The 2,190-nt window shown below is 63.9% G+C and carries 3 protein-coding genes and 1 riboswitch; of the genes, 2 read left to right on the top strand and 1 reads right to left on the bottom strand.

Features of this window, described 5'->3' with window-relative positions; translation table 11 throughout:
- Positions 1–102, bottom strand: a 102-nt coding sequence (locus EN993_RS37515; RefSeq protein ID WP_127266167.1) for an SDR family NAD(P)-dependent oxidoreductase, incomplete at its 3' end; no start/stop codon positions are given.
- A gap of 145 nt (positions 103–247) precedes the next feature.
- On the opposite strand from EN993_RS37515, the gene EN993_RS35055 reads away from it, so the two are divergent.
- Complete coding sequence (locus EN993_RS35055; protein WP_127266166.1) at positions 248–1,165, top strand: LysR family transcriptional regulator; 918 nt, start codon at positions 248–250, stop codon at positions 1,163–1,165.
- A 163-nt stretch (positions 1,166–1,328) separates the two neighbouring features.
- Positions 1,329–1,442, top strand: a riboswitch (TPP riboswitch).
- The gene (locus tag EN993_RS35050) at positions 1,433–2,041 is read left to right on the top strand and encodes a YkoF family thiamine/hydroxymethylpyrimidine-binding protein (protein ID WP_109661449.1); all 609 of its coding nucleotides are present in this window, start codon (positions 1,433–1,435) and stop codon (positions 2,039–2,041) included. Its footprint overlaps the riboswitch before it by 10 nt.
- The last annotated feature ends 149 nt before the right edge of the window (positions 2,042–2,190 follow it).

Genomic DNA, 2,190 nt, shown 5'->3' with positions numbered 1-2,190 from the left:
GGCAACGACCGCGCCTTGCGCTGCAAGCGCAAGTGCTGTTGCCATCCCGATGCCGGAGGAGGCGCCGGTCACCAAGGCGATTTTTCCGTTGAGTTTCCACATGTTCGTCGCTCCTGCTCAGAGGGAGATTCAGATGAGCTCGATGCCGATGATCGGCGACGTTCGAGACATGTCCTCAAGCTAGGCAGCAGACCCCCTACGGAAAATGCGATAGAATTCCATCATACTCATTGGAGAATATGGCATAATGCGCGGAAGTGACTATGCGGAGCTGAAGGCCTTTGCCACTGTCGTCGCGCATGGCAATTTTGCTCGTGCCGCGGAAGATCTCCGGATTTCGGCATCGACGCTCAGCCAGATGATCCGCCAGCTCGAAGCGCGGCTTGGCTTGCGCCTGCTCAACCGCACGACCCGCAGTCTCTCGCTGACCGAAGCCGGCGCGCGCCTGCACGCGCGCTTCGCGCCGGCCATGGCCGAGATGGAGGCGGCGCTCGGCGATGCCGCCGCCTTGCGTGACACGCCGGCCGGCATCTTGCGTGTCCATATGCCTAGCGTCGCCGCCGCCACCTATCTGGAGCCGGTGCTCGGTCGTTTTTATCAGACATGGCCGGACATCGTGCTCGATGTTACGATCGACGATGCCGCCATCGATAGTGTCGAGGCCGGCTATGATGTCAGCGCCAGGCTTGGCGAATTTCTCGAAGCCGATATGGTTGCGGTGCCGCTTGGCGGCGCGCAGCGCCAACTCGCCGTGGCCTCGCCGGACTACATCGCCCGTCACGGATCACCGTCAGCACCCGCGGATCTGCTCCAGCACCGCTGTATCAACTGGCGCCGGCCGGGCAGCGCCGGCCTTTACACATGGGAATTCGCCAGGGGTGGCCAATGGTTCTCGGTCGCGGTCGATGGTCCGCTGGTCGTCTCCAGCCGCGACATGGCCGTTGCCGCCGCGGTGCAGGGCGTCGGCATCGCCTTCTGGGCGGAAGAGCTGGTGCGTCCGCTGATCGACGCCGGCAAACTGGTCTCGCTGCTGGATGAGTGGTGCGCGACTTTTCCGGGCTGGTTCCTCAGCTACCAGAAGCAGCGCCATACGCCGCCGACCGTGCGCGCCTTCGTCGATTTCCTGCGGCATGCGCATGCCGGCCAAACACGGTCAGGTGGTTGACGGCGTGCACGAAGGTGATTGCATCGCGACTGTGGAGAGAACCGCTCGCGGCAGCGAGGGTGCCCGATAATCCCGCTCAGGCAGCACCATGTCTGGCGCAATGCTTTTGGCGCAGTGCGCTGAAAAAACGGCTTTCACTTCAGCTCGAATGGTGCTTTAACCCGCGCATCCACAGGGGTGCTCCGTACGGTCGGGGCTGAGACGGGGGCGGCAAGCCCACAGACCCTAGAAGCTGATCTGGGTAATACCAGCGGAGCGAGGCGGGCGATGTTTTCAGGCGCACAGATTTCCCTATATCCCATGGCCGACGATTTCGTCGGCGTCATCCTTGGCGCGCTTGGCGCGCTCGATCCCTGGCGTGACAAGCTCAGGATCGAGACCGACGACATCTCGACCTTGCTGGTCGGGCCGCCCGAAGTGCTGTTTCCCGCCATGCGCGACCTCTTCGTGGCGGCGGCGCGCAGCGGCAAACATTGCGTGTTGTCGGCCACCATCTCGCGCGGCTGCCCTGGCGAGCCGGATGATCCGATCTGCCGCTCCGATGCACTTGGCGGGCCTGTCGGGCCACTCGGTCCGCGCAAGGATGCGGCCATCGCGGCGGTGCACAATGCAGCTGCCACCGGCCAGCCGGCGGCAGCGCAGTTCTCGCTCTATGTGATGGGCACCGACGACCACATGGACGAGATCTACGGCTGCATCGACTTTCTCAAGCAGTCCGGCGTCTATGAACGTTCCAAGCATTTCTGCACGAAATTGCGCGGTGATGCCGGCGCGATCTTTTCGGCGCTGGACGAGGCTTTCTGCCGCTTCGGACCAGGCGCCGGCCACGTAACCCTCGACGTCACGGTCTCGGCCAACAGCCCGTCGGCGGTCTGAAGCTGCCGCCGCCTCCGCGCGGCCGTCAAAGGTTATCTCCAGTGGCCTCATCATCCGTCGCTTCGCGCCCGATCGCGAGCCTTCTTGTCAAGGCGGGACCGGCCATTATCTCGGTCGGGCTGCTCCTGCTGGCATGGGAGCTTTATGCC

This window comes from Mesorhizobium sp. M7D.F.Ca.US.004.01.2.1 (genome assembly GCF_003997785.1).
Lineage (GTDB): Bacteria > Pseudomonadota > Alphaproteobacteria > Rhizobiales > Rhizobiaceae > Mesorhizobium > Mesorhizobium loti.
The sequence above is the reverse complement of the archived record's forward strand: the minus strand, read 5'-3'. Positions and strand labels throughout refer to the sequence as shown.

What these genes read in the sequence shown, in the direction of transcription:
- EN993_RS35055 (WP_127266166.1), top strand. Translation starts at nt 248, where the DNA reads ATGCGCGGAAGTGACTATGCGGAGCTGAAGGCCTTTGCCACTGTCGTC.
- EN993_RS35050 (WP_109661449.1), top strand. Translation starts at nt 1,433, where the DNA reads ATGTTTTCAGGCGCACAGATTTCCCTATATCCCATGGCCGACGATTTC.